Source organism: uncultured Campylobacter sp. (genome assembly GCF_938041645.1).
Taxonomy (GTDB): Bacteria; Campylobacterota; Campylobacteria; order Campylobacterales; family Campylobacteraceae; genus Campylobacter_B.
In genome coordinates, this window is record NZ_CALIST010000022.1 from 60386 (window position 1) to 74996 (window position 14611).

The following is a 14611-nucleotide window of genomic DNA, read 5'->3' on the forward strand; positions in this document are numbered from 1 at the left end:
CGATTTTATCTCTTTGCGCCTTAAAATGGATAAAATTTTATGTTAAAATGGCGCTAAATTTGAAATTTTAGGATTAAAAATGGATCTGCAAAAAATCAGAGACGAGAACTTTAAAAAGCTGCAAAGCGGGCAAAACCGCGAAATTTTAAGCGCGATCGAGGCGCTGCAAATAGACAAGTGCGACTGCGACTGCGGCGACGTCGTGCGTGCAAGCTTTAGCGCTAGCGCGGAGCAGAGAGATGAAATTTTGCGTATCGCGCGAGCGCTAAAGCCGTGGCGCAAGGGGCCTTTTGCGCTGAATGATCTTTTTATCGATACCGAGTGGCGAAGCTTCATGAAATTTAACCTGCTGCGGCCGTTTTTAAATCTGAGCGACAAAACCGTCGCCGACGTGGGCTGTAACAACGGCTACTATATGTTTCGCGCAAGCGCTCTAGCGCCTGCGCGGCTAGTGGGGTTTGACCCGAGCGCGCTATTTTATCTGCAGTTTCGTTTCATCGAGAAATTCCTCCGCAGTGGCGCGAAATTCGAGCTTTTGGGCGTGGAGCATCTGCCCTTTTACGAGCACAGATTCGATACGATCTTCTGCCTCGGCGTCATCTACCACCGCAGCGACCCCGTAAAGATGCTAAAAGATCTGCGCACCTCGCTAAATGAGGGCGGCGAGGTATTTTTAGACACGATGTATATCGAAGGAGCGGGCGATTTCGCGCTGTGCCCGAAAAACAGCTACTCAAAAATTTCAAATATCTACTTCGTTCCGACCGTCGGCGCGCTACAGAATTGGTGCGAGCGGGCGAAATTTAGAGATTTTGAAATTTTGGCTCAAAAGTCCACGGATGCTAGCGAGCAGCGCAAAACGGAGTGGATCGACGGGCAGAGCTTGGAGAATTTCCTAGATCCGCTCGACGGCTCGCGCACGATCGAGGGCTACCCCGCCCCGAGGCGTATCTACGTGCGGCTTCGAGCGTGATCTGCGCCTTTAAAACATTTTTCGTGTACCCGTGCATCGATATGGAATGATATCTGTGCCTTTAAGAACGTGTAAATTTTACTGAATTTAATCAGTTCGCAGGGATGATTTTGCATTCGACAGAGCGCGGAATTTAGCTAAATTTAGCGAGCTCGAATTGGATTAGATCGCATTGTAGCGATCCAGATCGGTACGGCGACGCAAATTTTAAATTTTGCTTTTGCGCTACGCTTTGCGTCTTGCACGCGCGGCGCGAAATTTTACTAAATTTAATCAAGCGGCGATAGATTTTAAAATTTTATCTGCGCATCGCATGCCAATGAGCGCATGGTGCGAACAGGGCGCAGAAATTTTAACGCCCGCAGCCGCAAATAAAGCGGTAAATTTCGGCGCCTGCAATGTGAGCAAAACGGCATCAATTCCGGTGCCTGCAAGCAAAGCGGTATAAATCTCAAACGCCGACCAGCTTCACGCCACTTCACCACTCTTTGTGTGACTAAGCGCAATTAAATTTAAACCATCAACGCTCAAAAAGCTGCAGAAAATATTTTAAATTTTGCCTCTCGGCCGCTAGGCTAGTATTTGCTCCGTGCCCAGGATAGAGCGTAAAATCGCCCTTTATCTGCAAAATTTTATGCAAAGACTCTCTCATCTGCGCGCCGCTTGAAAAGGGAAAATCCCACCTGCCGATAGAGCCTTTGAATATTACGTCGCCGCTAAAAATCACGCCGCCTGCTTCGATCATACAGCTGCCCGGCGTATGTCCTGCAAAAAGGCTAAATTTAACGTTAAAGCCCGCTATTTCAAAGCTTTGCTCCTGCCCTTTTATGAGCACGTCCGCCTCTATGGATTCTGGCATCGTCTCAAAAGGATCCGCCCGTAGCATAAAGGCGTCATCCTCGTGGATATAAATTTTAGCGCCCGCCTTTTGCAGCTTCGCGTCGTCGTAAACATGATCGAAATGCCCGTGCGTATTCAAAACCGCCGCGATCTTTCCCGTATTTTGCATAACCCAATCAAAGCTGCCCTGCCCCGGATCGATCACGAGATCGCCCTGCTCGCCCTTTAGAATGTAGCAATTCGTCACGTATTCGCCGAAAGCTTTTTTTAAAATTTGCATTTAAATCCTCCTTTTAAGCTTAAATTAAAGCCGTAATTTAGCCAAAAATAGTTAAAATTCGCGCAATTTAACGTAAAATTTTAAGGCTAAATACTATGTTTTTGGACGATTTGCTGCCGCAACTGACCGATTTTTTATCGGAGAGACTCGATGAAACGGGTGCGGACGCCTTTGTAGTAGGCATCAGCGGTGGGCTTGACAGCGCCGTGGTTTCTGCGCTTTGTGCACTTACGGAGATCCCAACTTACGGTCTTATCCTACCTAGTGCGGGTTCAAATTTAGAAAATATGGCAGACGGCATCTTTCACTGCGAATCCTTTAATATCCCCTACGAAATCCAAGAGATCGCACCATTTGTAGAAAATTTTACGGCTTTAAATCCTGGCGCAAGCGCTCTTCGCATCGGAAATTTCGCCGCGCGCGTAAGAATGAGCTTGCTTTATGATTACAGCGCGGCTAAACGCGGAGTAGTTGTAGGCACGAGCAATCTTAGCGAGCGGATGCTCGGATACGGCACGATCTACGGCGATCTGGCCTGCGCGTTTAATCCGATCGGAGAAATTTTCAAAAGCGATCTGTTTAAATTCGCAAAAATTTTATGCATAGACGATGCGATCATCAAAAAAACCCCAAGCGCCGATCTATGGGAAAATCAAAGCGACGAACGTGAGCTTGGATACAGCTACGAGATCTTAGATAGTGTGCTAAGAGATATTTTTTCGCACGAAGCGCTGCGGACGAAATTTCGCTCAGGCGAGCGAATAAACGCAAATGATCTAAAATATCTGCAAAACTCGCACCACAATCAAGAGCTGGTAAAATTTATCGTCCGTAGAATTCTTAAAAATAATTTTAAGCTTCGCGCGCCCGCGGTCGCTCGCATAGAGCCCGCACACTAAGGAGAGATTTATGAAAGAGATACCGTTTTATAAGGCTCAAATCGATAAAAAAGAGGAAGACTTAATTAAAAGCGCCCTTTATAACAGCGATATAAGATATAGCGAAATTTTTGAAGAGGATATTTGTAAATATTTCGGCGTAAAGCATGCCGTATCGACTACGAGCGGCACGACGGCGCTACATCTGGCGCTTTGCGCGATGGATATTAAGCGCGGAGATAAAATTTTATGCTCCGTAAATTCCTTCCCCAATGTCGCCGAAGTGATCCGCCACTTCGACGCAGAGCCCGTTTTCGTAGATATCGATCCGATAAGCTTTAACATCACGAGCGAAAGCCTTGCTCGCACGATAGATCAGAACCGCCACAAGAAGCTAAAATGCGCTTTCATCTCGCACATCGCGGGGCTTGCTGCGGATATAGACGCCATCAGCGAGGTCGCCAAAAGCGAAAATATCATCCTCATCGACGATGCGTGCCGAGCTATGGGCGCTACCTATAAGGGCGCAAAAATCGGAGCGCTTAAAAGCTCGCTCATATCGTGCTTCCAGATCAATCCTCAAGCGCAAGACGCAATCTCTACGGCGGGCTTTTTCGTTACGAACGACGATGAGATAGCAAGCGCCGCGCAAATTTTAAGAAACGGCGGCATCGTGGGAGACGCCTTTTACAAAGACGGCAATATGTCCTTTACCTACGACGTCGATCGCATCGGTCAAAAATACGATCTTAACGCTATAAATTCCGCCTACGCCATCGCACAGTTTGAAAAAACCGACGCTTTTATAAAGCGCCGCAAGCAGATCGCCGCAGCCTACCGCGAACAGCTCGCAAACTGCCCGCACGTGACGCTTCCAAGCGACAGCGAGGAGCATATCTACACTCAATTCATCGTAAAGATCGACAAAAACCGCGACGATTTCGCCAAGGCGTTGATCTCGCGTGGAGTGAGCGTTTCACTGCACTATGTACCGGTGCATCTGCTAAGCTACTACAAAAGCAAATACAATTACAAGGTCAATGATTTCCCGAATGCGCTTAAAAACTATCAGCAAATTTTATCCTTGCCGATCTACACGGCGCTTAGCGACGACGATGTGAGCTACATCTGCGAGCAGATCAAAGAGATAGCGCAAAATCGTGTTTAAACTCCTAATCGAGCGAAACCTATACGACCCGAGCCCCGCGTGGTTTGCGCTAGGGGTGATTTTAGCACCGTTATCGCTACTTTATACGCTGATCGTCTGCCTAAAAAGGCTCTTTGCTAAGCCGCAAAAATTTAAAATTCCAATAATCAGCGTCGGAAATTTAACCCTCGGCGGAAGCGGCAAAACCCCGCTAGTACGGGCGCTTTTTAAAGAATTTAACGGGGAGTTTAAAACCTGCATCATCCTTCGCGGATACGGGCGCAAAAGCAGAGGCTTGCTCGAAGTAGCGCTCGGCGGACGGGTACTTTGCGACGTGCGGCAAAGCGGCGATGAGGCGATGGAATACGCGCTGTTTTTACGCGGCGCGAACGTGATCGTCAGCGAAGATCGCGCCGCAGGGATATTGCGCGCGCAAACTCTCGGCTTTGAGCTGGTGATCTTGGACGACGGATTTTCTAAATTTAATATCTCTAAATTTGATATCTTGCTGCGCCCACAAAGCGCGCCGAAGCTGCCCTTTTGCCTGCCCTTCGCCGCATATCGCTACCCGCCGTTTTTTTATAAATTTGCAGATTTCATACCCGCGCCGAGCGATATTTCGCAGGAGCTTAAAATCATTTCGGCGGCGGATCTGCAAAGTAAGCTAAACGGCACGGATGAAATTTTAAATCTTGCGGATGAAATTTCGGATTTAAATTTAAATCGCGCGGCAGATGAAATTTCAAATTTAAACCCTGCCGCCGCGGATAAAATTTTAAATTCCAAAGAGGCTGGTTTTGAGAGATCCCGCACGATCTTAATCAGCGCTATCGCCAAACCTTGGCGCTTGCAAGAGTTTTTACCGCTTGCAAAAGCTCACGCATTTTTCCCCGATCATTATGATTTCAAAAAAGAGCAGATTTTAGAGCTGCTAAGGCGCGAGGGCGCGGAGCATATCCTTTGCACGGCGAAAGATTACGTGAAATTAAGGGATTTGGGCGCGGAAATTTCGGTGATTTTGCTAAATTTAAAGCTAAGCGAAAACTTTATACGCGAAATTCAAAACTACATAAACCAAGCTATGATAAAATAAGGTTTTTAAAGGAATTTTATGATAAAAAAGAGCAAAACCGCCGAAGTCATCATCTCCGCGCTGCCCTATATCCGTAAATTTAGAGATAAAATTTTCGTCGTTAAATACGGCGGCGCGGCGCAAACCGACGATACGCTCAAGCTTGATTTTGCCCGCGACATCGTGCTTTTGCATATGGTCGGCATCAAAATTATCGTCGTGCACGGCGGCGGCAAAAAGATCAATCAGACCCTGGATAAGATCGGCGTGCGCAGCGAGTTTAAGGACGGTCTTCGCGTAACGAATAAAGACGCAATAGAAATTACCGAGATGGTGCTAAGCGGCGCGGTAAATAAAGAGATCACGGCGCTTTTGAACCAAAACGGCGCGCCAGCGATCGGCATCAGCGGCAAGGACGGCGGGCTTTTGAAGGCAAAATTCCTCGATGAGAAAAAATACGGATTCGTAGGCGAGATCACCGAGGTAAACACCAAGCTGATAAACGACCTGCTGCAAAAGGACTATCTGCCGGTAATCGCCCCGCTTGCGGGCGGCGAGACGGACGAAAACGTAAGCTTTAATATCAACGCCGATCTCTGCGCCAGCAGGATCGCAGCCGCGCTAAAAGCGAGCAAGGCGATATTTTTAAGCGACATTGACGGAGTGCTCGATAAAGAAGGAAATTTAATCAGCAAGCTTGATGCAGCGCTCATTTCGAAACTCAAAAGGGACGGCACGATTGTAGGCGGCATGATCCCCAAAGTCGATGCGTGCCTGCAATGCGTGCGAAACGGCGCAAATGCCGCGCATATCATCAACGGCAAAATTCCGCACTCGATCCTGCTTGAGCTTTTCACGGACGGCGGCATAGGAAGTTTGATAAAGGAAGAAATTTAGACGCGAGCGCGGAGACGGCAGGCTTAAAGCGGCAACGCCGCAAGTCCGCGCAAGAAGCGTAAGCGATCAAATTTAAAGCGCCTAGGCGGGCGTAAATTTTAAAATTTTAAAAAGGAAAAAGATGAAACTGGTTTCTACGAGAGATTTTTCGCAAAAAGCGGATCTTAGCTACGCGCTGCTAAATCCGAGCGCGAGCGGCGGCGGGCTTTTCAGCCCCGAGAGGCTGCCGCTTTTGAGCGAGGATTTTTTTAAACAGTGCGAGGATCTGAGCTACAAACAGATCGCGCTTAAAATCATCGAGAGTTTCGATTTTGACGTAAGCAGCGAGGTCTTTGAGAGTGCGCTAAAGCGCTACGATAAATTTGAAAACCCCGCTTGCCCCGTCCAGATCAAAAAACTAAGCGAAAACGCCTATATTTTGGAGCTTTACCACGGTCCGACGCTCGCGTTTAAGGATATGGCGCTGCAGCCCTTCGGCGCGCTTTTAAAAAACATCGCAAAATCCAGGAATGAAAAATTTTTAATAATGTGCGCCACGAGCGGCGACACGGGGCCTGCGACGCTGGAGGCATTTGCGGACGACGAAAACATCAAAGCGGTCTGCCTCTACCCACAGGGCGGCACGAGCGAGATACAGCGCCAGCAGATGGTAAAACAAAGCGCGGCAAATCTTAAAATTTTAGGCGTGCGCGGCAACTTCGACGATACGCAACGCGCGCTAAAATCGCTGCTAGCTGATGATGATTTCAAAAACGAACTCGCGCGGGCGAATTTAAATTTAAGCGCCGCAAACTCGGTAAATTTCGGCAGGATTTTATTTCAGATCATCTACTACCTCTATGCTAGCATCTATTTCTCAAAGCACGGCGTATTGGGCTATGAGCAAAATTTAAAGCAAAGCGATCAGTGCGCGACGTGCGGTAAAAATTTTGGCGCCGCAGCGGGCGCAAACAGCGCGCAGAACGTAAAACAGGGCTCTAAATTTAACACCTTCGACGTCATAGTGCCTAGCGGAAATTTCGGCAACGCGCTGGGAGCGTATTTCGCCAAAAAAATGGGCGCAAAGATCGGCAAAATCAAGATCGCTTCAAACGCGAACAATATCCTGACCGAGCTTTTTACGAGCGGGATCTATGATCTACGAAATCGTGAGCTCATCCGCACGATCAGCCCTGCAATGGATATTTTAGTTAGCTCCAATGTCGAGCGGCTGCTTAGCGATCAATTCGGCGATGCGCGCACGAGCGAGCTGATGCAAAGCCTGGCGCGAGATAAATTTTATCAGCTTAGCGCGAACGAGCTTGCGAAGCTGCGCGAGGTCTTCGAGGCGGATTTTTGCGACGATGCGCAGTGCGCTAAGTTTATCAAGCAAGAGAGCAGCCGCGGCGTGCTGATCGATCCGCACACGGCGACCTGCTTTAAGCTGCTTGACGAAAGCCGCCTAAATCTCGTCATCTCGACCGCTAAGTGGATTAAATTTACGCCGTCGATGATCGGCGCGATCAAAGGCAGGGCTTGCGAGGACGAAAGGGCCGATATGATCGCGCTTTCGAAGGAATTTCACAGCGACATTCCGCCGCAGATCTCGCGCCTTTTTAGCGCGCCGCAGGTTCACTCCAGCGTCGTGGAGCAAAGCGAGATCAAAAACGCCATAATGGAGTGGATCAAAAAATGATAGTAATCCCCGCGCGCCTTGCTTCGACGCGCTTTAAAAATAAAATTTTATGTGAGTTCGGCGGCGTGCCAATGTTTATCAAAACGGCTCAAAATGCCGCCAAGGCAGACCGCGTGCTAATCGCCGTAGATGAGCCGCAAATTTTAAAGATCGCGCAAGATTACGGCTTTGACGCCGTTCTCACCGCGCGCGAGCATCAAAGCGGCACCGATCGGATTAATGAAGCGGTCGCAAACGCAGCGCTTGCGGAGGATGAGATCGTCATCAATATCCAAGCCGACGAGCCCTTTTTCGAGAGTGAAAATTTGATTAAATTTAAAGATTTCGCCAACGCCATGATCGCGCAAAAGGGCGCATTTATGGCGAGCTGTTACAAATATATAAGCCCTCAGGCGGCGGAGGATCCGAATTTAGTCAAGCTAGTGCTTGATAATGCGGGCTTTGCGATCTATTTTTCGCGCTCGCTCATCCCCTATCCACGCGCGGCATGCGAGTGCTACCTCGGACACATCGGCATCTACGCATACAGCGTACGAAATTTAAAGCGGTTTTGCGCCCTGCCCGCCTCAGCGCTGGAAGATACCGAAAAACTCGAGCAGCTTCGCGCCATAAGCGCCGGCGAGAAGATCGCGATGCTAGGTATCGAGACTGCAAGCATCGGCATCGACACGCCGGCTGATTACGAGCGCGCGCTAAAGGAGTTCCGCAATGGAAATTGATCGCGCCTTTTTAAACACGAAATTTAAAGCGAGCGGACCCACAAAATTTAACGATAATGGGCTGTGCGGCACAGTATTTGGGGTGCACAGACCCGCCGCGGAATGTAAAATTCTAACGACGCATAAAATTCTAATGGCGCGCGGAATTTTAAAATTTAAAGATGCGAGCGCAAGATGAATTACGATGAATACAGATCTGCGGTAGATACGCTAAATGCGTGGGCGCGGGCATATTACACCGACGATAAACCGATCGCAAGCGACGAGGAGTACGACGAGCTTTATTCGCAAGCGGAGAAATTCGAGCAGCAAAACCCCGCGCTCGCGCTGCCCTACTCGCCTACACGGCGCATCGGAGGCGCGATCAGCGAGGGCTTTTCTAAGCTCGCTCACGGCGCGCAGATGTGGTCGATGGAGGATATTTTCGACGACGCGGGCCTTTTGGCGTGGCTGGCTCGCGGCGAGAAGAGCGGCGCGCAGTTTTATGTCGAGCCGAAATTTGACGGCGCGAGCTTAAATTTGACCTACGAAGGCGGCGTGCTGATAAGCGCGGCGACGCGCGGCGACGGGCTTATAGGCGAGGAGGTGACGCAAAACGCAAGAGCGATCAAATCGGTGCCGCTTCAGATCCCCTACGCGCAAAGGATCGAGATCCGCGGCGAGACGCTGATCGCAAAGAGCGATTTTGACGCGCTAAACGACGAGCGCGCCGCAAACGGCGAGAGCCTGTTTTCAAACCCGCGCAACGCCGCTGCGGGGAGCCTGCGTCAGCTAGATAGCGCGATCGTAGCGAAGCGGAAGCTAAAATTTATCCCGTGGGGAGTGGGCGAGCATTCGTTAAGCTTTGCGCTGCACTCGCAGATAATGGAGTTTGTGCGTAGCCTAGGTTTTTTGCGCGACGAGTTTTGCCGCATCTGCAAGAGCGCGAGCGAGATTAGGAGTGCGTACGAGGCGCTACATAGCATGCGTGCAAGCAAAGATCTAATGCTAGACGGCATGGTAATCCGCGTAAACGAGCTTTCAAAGTGTGCGCAGATGGGCTATACGGTAAAATTCCCGCGCTTTATGGTCGCGTATAAATTCCCCGCGATCGAAAAGGTAACGCGGCTGCGCGAGATCAATCTGCAGGTCGGCCGCACCGGCGCGGTCACTCCCGTAGCCGTCGTAGATAGCGTAAATATCGACGGCGCGAACGTTTCAAGCGCGACGCTTCATAATTTCGACGAGATCGCGCGGCTTGGGCTGATGAAAAACGATTTCGTAGGCATCATCCGCAGCGGCGACGTGATCCCGAAGATCACGAGCGTTTACAAACAGCGCAGAGACGGCACGCAGAGCGAAATTTCGCGCCCCGATCGCTGCCCGGTTTGCGGCGAAAGGTTGCTTGACGAAGGCGCGCTCATAAAGTGTCAAAACCTCGATTGTAAGGCGCGCGTAATAGGCTCGCTGATATATTTCTGCTCCAAAAAATGCATGAATATCGAAGGGCTAAGCGATGCGACGATCACGCAGCTTTTTGAAAGCGGCAAAATTTCAAAGATCGGCGATATTTACGCCCTCGGCGCGCAGGATTTGGCGGATCTTGAGGGCTTTGCGGATAAAAAAATTTCAAATCTTTTGGGCGCGATAAATGCGAGCAAAAACGCGCCGCTTGAGCGCTTCATCGCTTCTTTAGGGATCGAACACATAGGCGAGGTGGCCGCGCGCAAGATCGCCGCGGCATTCGGGCAAAGTTGGCTGGATGCGAGCGAGGATGAAATTTTGCGGCTGGAGGGCTTTGGAGAGGCGATGGCAAGGAGCCTAGCGGAGTTTTGCAAGATAAATCGCGAAAAAATTCTAAATTTAAGCGAAATCATCACGCCTCGCGCGCCCGAGATGCAGACCGCCAAAAGCGCCTTCACGGACCGCAGCGTCGTTATCACCGGCACGCTCAGCCGTCCGCGTGACGAGTTTAAGGCCAGACTTTTGGCGATGGGCGCGAAGGTGCAGGGCTCGGTATCTGCCAAGACCGACTTCGTGCTCGCGGGAGAGGACGCTGGCTCCAAGCTGCAAAAAGCTCGCTCGCTTGGCGTGCGGGTGATCGACGAGAGCGAGTTTGAAGCGCTTGCGAGCCTGGCGACGCTCGGCGCAAATTCGCCTAACAAGAGCGAGCCTGAAGCGCTCGCGGGGAGCAGCAAGTGAAGGTTTTTTGTTTGGTGCCGAACCCGCACGCAAACGGCACGGGGTTAAATTTTAAAAGCAACCTCCGTCCTGCGGCGCTTGCGCGTTTTACAAAGCGCGAGAATTTTAAAAATTTTGTAGCGCACGAGCAAGCGGCAAGAGCAAAAGCGATAAATCGAGCGGTCGGCGCGGTATCGTCAGGCTTTAAGGCGTGCGTAAAAACGGCAGACCGAGAGGCGGTTTTTGCGAGGCGCGCGGGCTATACCTGCCGCGGCGCTAAGACGGCGAGCGTGATATCGATAGATGCGGTCGTAAGCAAGAATATCTCAAATCTTGCGCCGCTCAAACACTGCGCCGATAGGAAAAATTTTAAAATTTTCGCTAGCGACAAGATAAAATTTTCAACGCACGGCGAGCCGAAACCCGCAACGCATAGTATGGCTAGATTTACGGCACGGCGTAGGTTAAAGCTTGAGCCTTGCGGCACTACTGCACGAGACTTTGCTATGCGCGATAAAATTTTAAACTCAAGCTCGCGCAAAAACTGCGTGAGATTTAAAATTTCACCGCCGCGCGACGCGGAGAAAAGACAAAATGAGATTTGATATGCTCGTCGCAAATACGCTTAAAATCAGCAGAAATCAGGCTGCCGCACTGATAAAGCAGGATAAAATTTTGCTGCGAGGCGCCGTGCAAAACAGGTCCTCTGCGCAGATCGCGCCCGAGCAGAGCGGCGAAATCAGCGCGGTTGATCAAATTTACGTAAGCAGAGGCGCGCTCAAGCTTGCGGGCTTTTTGGACGAGCTCGCCGAAAACGGGCTTTTGGCGAGTTGCGGCGAAAATTCGCCTAACTCGGCGGCAGAAATTTCAAAGCCGCGCAGTGCCGCAAAGAGCGCGGATAGCAAAGCGGCAATAACGCAAAGAGTGGGCGCAGTAACGATGCAAATTTCAAGTGTAGATTTTGCGACTACGGATAAAATTTTAGGCGCGAACGAAGCTGATAAAATTCCAAGCGCGGCTGCCGCGACGACAAAGAGCGCAAAAGCCACTACCGAGGCGATCCGTACCGCAAAAACTAACGCCGATACGGCGGAGCTTTTACAAACCGGTGCAGGCAAGCAAACGGTGGAATTTTTACAGATGAGCACAGGCGCCGAGACGGCAGGACTTTTGCAAACGGACGCCCAAACGGCAGAGATTTCAAGTGCGGCAAAAGCCTCTAAATCGGGTCAAAAAGCAGACGAGCACTGCAGAGAAAGCAGCGCGGGGCCGGTACAAACAAAGCCGTCGCAAAAAGCTATTTTAAATTTAGCGGGAGCCGATGTTTTGGACGTGGGTGCAAGCACGGGCGGATTTGTGCAAATTTTGCTTCAGCGCGGCGCAAAGAGCGTGACCGCGCTTGACGTCGGTAGCTCGCAGCTAAGCGAAATTTTGCGGCGCGATCCTCGCGTGATCGTGCGCGAAAACACCGACATCAGGGAGTTTGCAAGCGAGAAAAAATTTGATCTCATCACCTGCGACGTGAGCTTCATCTCGCTAAATTTGATCCTAAAAAGTCTCGCAAGCCTTGCAAAAAGCGCTCTCATCGTGCTATTTAAGCCGCAATTTGAGGTCGGCGCGGAGATCAAGCGAAATAAAAAAGGCGTGCTCAAGGACGAAAAAGCGGTGTGCGCCGCGCGAGCGAAATTTGAGCGGCTATGCGCCGAGCTGGGGCTTGCTGTGCTGCACGCTAGCGCCTGCAAAATCACGGGTAAAGAGGGAAATAGGGAATTTTTCTATCTTCTAAAAAGGATGAACGATGAAATTTAAAAACTTAATTATATTGGCGTTTTGCGCGCTATTTTTGGGCTCATGCGCTAAAAGCTTAAACCCCAAAGCGCCGATCGTAAAAAACTTCGACATAGCTAAATTTAGCGGCGGCTGGTATGAGATCGCCCGTATGAAGGGCGGCGGCGAGCTGCAAAACACCGCGTACGAGTGCTTTATCGATAAAAACTCCACGATCAATCTTTTAAAAACCGCCAAAACAAGCTCAGGTAAAATCGAAAACGAGCAGCACGTGTTGGAGTTTGCAGGCGATAAAAACGTAGGTCTGCTCTATCAAAAAGGTCTGATTTCCGACTCCCTCTACCGCGTGGCGCAGGTGGACGGCGACTATCGCTACGCCCTGATCTTCGGCGCCGATACGAGCGAGCTGTATATCCTCTCGCGCACCAAAACCCTGCCGGAGCCGATCCGCATCCTCTATCTGAAAAAGGCGAAGCGCAGCGGCTACGACACCAAAAAAATCGTCTGGACGAAGCAGCAATAATGGCTAATCAAAAATCATGTAAAGACCATACAGAGGCTTCGCTACGGAATTTTAAAGAGCAAAATTTCGTAGCGCAAAATTCCAGCTTGAAAAATTTTACGGAACAGAATTCCACATGCAATGGAGAAAATTCATCTCAAAATATCAAACTCCCAAGGCAAGAGCTCAGTGAAAATAAAACCGGCGATGCGCACCGCGTAGATAAAGCAGACACCGACGCCGCTTGCAGTAACGAAACGGCTTATGGCGGCACTTGCGGCAATGGCGTAGACGCGCAAGCTCAAGGCACGCTTCCTGCTTGTGCGGAAGTGCTGCGTGCGCGCTTAAGCGAGCAGTTCGCACGAGGCGAGATTTTCGCAACGCTACAAGGCGCAAACCGCGATAATGTGCGCGCCGTAGCGATCGGTAACTTCGACGGCATGCACCTTGGACATCAAAAATTATTTGAGCGCCTAGGCGAGCAAGGCGCAATAATCGTAATCCTAGCAGGTGGTGGCACGAAACTCACCCCTTTTGCGTCGCGGCAGGCATTTACGGACAAAAAGATTTTTTATTGCGATCTACGCGCTATCAAAAGCCTTAGCGGAGGCGAATTTATCGCACTTTTAAGGCAGAATTTCATAAATTTACAAAAAATTATCGTCGGCGAGGACTTTAGATTTGGGCGTAATCGGGCGTGGGACGTGGAATTTTTAAGGCGCGAATTTCGCGGGCAAACCTGCGTCGTAGGGGAGTTTTGCCTGGGCGGCAGCGGAGTGCATTCAAGTAGGATCAAGAAGCTTTTATCACGCGGAAGGTGCGAAGAGGCGGCGGAGCTTTTAGGGCGAAATTACGAGATCTGCGGACGCGTAGTGCGCGGTCAGGGGCGCGGGGCGCGGGAGTTCGTAGCGACACTAAATCTTGATGCGAGCGGCTATTTTATGCCAAAAAGCGGCGTGTATGCGACCCTGGCGCGCGCAGGAAGCAAGGAATTTGCAAGCGTGAGCTTCTTGGGGCACAGGCTCAGCACCGACGGAGCTTTTGCGCTTGAAACGCACATTTTAGGGGACTTTGCGGGCTTTGAGGCGGGTTTAAATTCCGCGCAAGATCACGCGCCGTACTACTGGGGGCAAGCCGCACATTCTGCGCAAAATTTAGATGAAATTTCGGCGTGTAATTCAGTAGAAATTTCTACACAAAATTTTGCGGCGAGCGAGAGCATGGACGCCGAAAATAAAAATTTAGAGGCTATGAGCCAAAATGAAAGCATGAAATTCGTCTGCGTGAAATTTATAAAGTTCCTGCGCGAAAATCGCAAATTTAGCGATCTAGCGCAGCTTAAGGAGCAAATTTTAAAAGACGCTTCAGAGGCGGAGGCGGTACTACGAAGCCGCAAATTTTAATCTACAGCTTGTAAGCTTAAAGATGAAATTTGCGAGCTGTGTGCTTGAAATTTGATGTGTCTGCCCGCGTTTTGCATCTACGGCGCATTAAATGAGCCGTCTGCGTTGTCCCGTATAAAAGTAGTGTGCCCGTTGTCACTGAGAATACTTGGCGCACCGCCTACATGGCTTTAACGCACCTTGGGCTTGGGCTTATGTAAGACGAGGCAAGTGCAAGCTGCGCCGAGAATCGAGGGTGATAAAAAATCTTAGTTGCGCTGCGAAGCCTTAAAATTTA

Annotated in this window: 14 protein-coding genes; 13 read left to right on the forward strand and 1 reads right to left on the reverse strand. The window is 50.2% G+C overall.

The genetic code is table 11. The features are described 5' to 3' along the window. Positions 1-79 precede the first annotated feature (79 nt). Positions 80-973 carry a tRNA 5-methoxyuridine(34)/uridine 5-oxyacetic acid(34) synthase CmoB gene (gene cmoB, locus Q0600_RS03485; protein WP_298756945.1) on the forward strand — a complete coding sequence of 298 codons (894 nt, stop codon included), beginning with the start codon at positions 80-82 and terminating at the stop codon, positions 971-973. A 520-nt stretch (positions 974-1493) separates the two neighbouring features. On the opposite strand, the gene Q0600_RS03490 is transcribed toward cmoB, so the two are convergent. Next, a complete protein-coding gene (locus tag Q0600_RS03490; protein WP_298756948.1) occupies positions 1494-2093 on the reverse strand; it encodes an MBL fold metallo-hydrolase in 600 nt (199 codons plus the stop codon). Positions 2094-2188: 95 nt separating this feature from the next. Here Q0600_RS03490 and nadE point away from each other — a divergent pair, with 95 nt between their 5' ends. The 12 genes from nadE (at position 2189) to Q0600_RS03550 (ending at position 14334) form a co-directional block, all read left to right on the forward strand. Beyond that, a complete protein-coding gene (gene nadE / locus Q0600_RS03495) occupies positions 2189-2992 on the forward strand; it encodes an NAD(+) synthase (RefSeq protein ID WP_298756951.1) in 804 nt (267 codons plus the stop codon). Between the two features lie 10 nt (positions 2993-3002). After that, positions 3003-4139: a DegT/DnrJ/EryC1/StrS aminotransferase family protein gene (locus tag Q0600_RS03500; RefSeq protein ID WP_177387787.1), complete on the forward strand. Its 1137-nt coding sequence runs from the start codon at positions 3003-3005 to the stop codon at positions 4137-4139. Then, positions 4132-5211: a tetraacyldisaccharide 4'-kinase gene (locus Q0600_RS03505; protein ID WP_298756954.1), complete on the forward strand. Its 1080-nt coding sequence runs from the start codon at positions 4132-4134 to the stop codon at positions 5209-5211. The genes Q0600_RS03500 and Q0600_RS03505 overlap by 8 nt, the downstream gene beginning before the upstream one ends. Before the next feature lie 18 nt (positions 5212-5229). Further along, positions 5230-6087, forward strand: coding sequence for an acetylglutamate kinase (gene argB, locus Q0600_RS03510; protein WP_298756958.1), 858 nt, complete (start codon positions 5230-5232; stop codon positions 6085-6087). A gap of 121 nt (positions 6088-6208) precedes the next feature. After that, entirely contained in the window at positions 6209-7762 is a 1554-nt protein-coding gene (gene thrC / locus Q0600_RS03515; protein WP_298756962.1) for a threonine synthase, read from the forward strand. Continuing rightward, on the forward strand, positions 7759-8481 hold the full coding sequence (gene kdsB, locus Q0600_RS03520) for a 3-deoxy-manno-octulosonate cytidylyltransferase (protein WP_298756965.1): 723 nt from the start codon (positions 7759-7761) through the stop codon (positions 8479-8481). Before thrC ends, kdsB begins: the two co-directional genes overlap by 4 nt. Beyond that, a complete protein-coding gene (locus tag Q0600_RS03525; protein WP_298756968.1) occupies positions 8471-8659 on the forward strand; it encodes a hypothetical protein in 189 nt (62 codons plus the stop codon). Before kdsB ends, Q0600_RS03525 begins: the two co-directional genes overlap by 11 nt. Next, the gene (ligA, locus tag Q0600_RS03530; RefSeq protein WP_298756971.1) at positions 8656-10662 is read left to right on the forward strand and encodes an NAD-dependent DNA ligase LigA; all 2007 of its coding nucleotides are present in this window, start codon (positions 8656-8658) and stop codon (positions 10660-10662) included. Before Q0600_RS03525 ends, ligA begins: the two co-directional genes overlap by 4 nt. Beyond that, a complete protein-coding gene (locus Q0600_RS03535) occupies positions 10659-11246 on the forward strand; it encodes a hypothetical protein (protein WP_298756974.1) in 588 nt (195 codons plus the stop codon). The genes ligA and Q0600_RS03535 overlap by 4 nt, the downstream gene beginning before the upstream one ends. Continuing rightward, complete coding sequence (locus Q0600_RS03540) at positions 11236-12450, forward strand: SAM-dependent methyltransferase (protein WP_298756977.1); 1215 nt, start codon at positions 11236-11238, stop codon at positions 12448-12450. Before Q0600_RS03535 ends, Q0600_RS03540 begins: the two co-directional genes overlap by 11 nt. Next, the gene (locus Q0600_RS03545) at positions 12440-12952 is read left to right on the forward strand and encodes a lipocalin family protein (RefSeq protein WP_298756980.1); all 513 of its coding nucleotides are present in this window, start codon (positions 12440-12442) and stop codon (positions 12950-12952) included. The genes Q0600_RS03540 and Q0600_RS03545 overlap by 11 nt, the downstream gene beginning before the upstream one ends. Then, positions 12952-14334: a riboflavin kinase gene (locus Q0600_RS03550; RefSeq protein WP_298756983.1), complete on the forward strand. Its 1383-nt coding sequence runs from the start codon at positions 12952-12954 to the stop codon at positions 14332-14334. Before Q0600_RS03545 ends, Q0600_RS03550 begins: the two co-directional genes overlap by 1 nt. Positions 14335-14611 lie beyond the last annotated feature (277 nt).

Excerpts from the sequence above, each read along its gene's own strand:
- Q0600_RS03550 (WP_298756983.1), top strand. The coding sequence starts at position 12,952 with ATGGCTAATCAAAAATCATGTAAAGACCATACAGAGGCTTCGCTACGG.
- argB (WP_298756958.1), top strand. The coding sequence starts at position 5,230 with ATGATAAAAAAGAGCAAAACCGCCGAAGTCATCATCTCCGCGCTGCCC.
- Q0600_RS03525 (WP_298756968.1), top strand. The coding sequence starts at position 8,471 with ATGGAAATTGATCGCGCCTTTTTAAACACGAAATTTAAAGCGAGCGGA.
- Q0600_RS03490 (WP_298756948.1), bottom strand. The coding sequence starts at position 2,093 with ATGCAAATTTTAAAAAAAGCTTTCGGCGAATACGTGACGAATTGCTAC.
- cmoB (WP_298756945.1), top strand. The coding sequence starts at position 80 with ATGGATCTGCAAAAAATCAGAGACGAGAACTTTAAAAAGCTGCAAAGC.
- ligA (WP_298756971.1), top strand. The coding sequence starts at position 8,656 with ATGAATTACGATGAATACAGATCTGCGGTAGATACGCTAAATGCGTGG.
- nadE (WP_298756951.1), top strand. The coding sequence starts at position 2,189 with ATGTTTTTGGACGATTTGCTGCCGCAACTGACCGATTTTTTATCGGAG.
- Q0600_RS03545 (WP_298756980.1), top strand. The coding sequence starts at position 12,440 with ATGAAATTTAAAAACTTAATTATATTGGCGTTTTGCGCGCTATTTTTG.
- Q0600_RS03540 (WP_298756977.1), top strand. The coding sequence starts at position 11,236 with ATGAGATTTGATATGCTCGTCGCAAATACGCTTAAAATCAGCAGAAAT.
- kdsB (WP_298756965.1), top strand. The coding sequence starts at position 7,759 with ATGATAGTAATCCCCGCGCGCCTTGCTTCGACGCGCTTTAAAAATAAA.
- thrC (WP_298756962.1), top strand. The coding sequence starts at position 6,209 with ATGAAACTGGTTTCTACGAGAGATTTTTCGCAAAAAGCGGATCTTAGC.
- Q0600_RS03500 (WP_177387787.1), top strand. The coding sequence starts at position 3,003 with ATGAAAGAGATACCGTTTTATAAGGCTCAAATCGATAAAAAAGAGGAA.